Below are 214 nucleotides of genomic sequence, written 5' to 3'. Positions count from 1 at the left end.
TTGCGGAGCGGTAGTTCAGTTGGTTAGAATACCGGCCTGTCACGCCGGGGGTCGCGGGTTCGAGTCCCGTCCGCTCCGCCAATATTGTGCTAGGGTTAACGCCTAGGTTATGCCGAATGTTAAACGAAGATAAATGTGGAGCGGTAGTTCAGTTGGTTAGAATACCGGCCTGTCACGCCGGGGGTCGCGGGTTCGAGTCCCGTCCGCTCCGCCA

The 214-nt window shown here is 58.4% G+C and carries 2 tRNA genes; both read left to right on the top strand.

The features are described from left to right. The first annotated feature begins 4 nt into the window (after positions 1 to 4). Positions 5 to 81: transfer RNA gene (locus tag Q4519_RS22355), tRNA-Asp, on the top strand. 56 nt (positions 82 to 137) lie between these two features. Beyond that, positions 138 to 214 (top strand) — tRNA-Asp (locus Q4519_RS22350).

Origin of the sequence: Motilimonas sp. 1_MG-2023 (assembly GCF_030547455.1) — a bacterium.
Classification (GTDB): domain Bacteria; phylum Pseudomonadota; class Gammaproteobacteria; order Enterobacterales; family CBDFNC01; genus Motilimonas.
The sequence above is the reverse complement of the archived record's forward strand: the minus strand, read 5'-3'. Positions and strand labels throughout refer to the sequence as shown.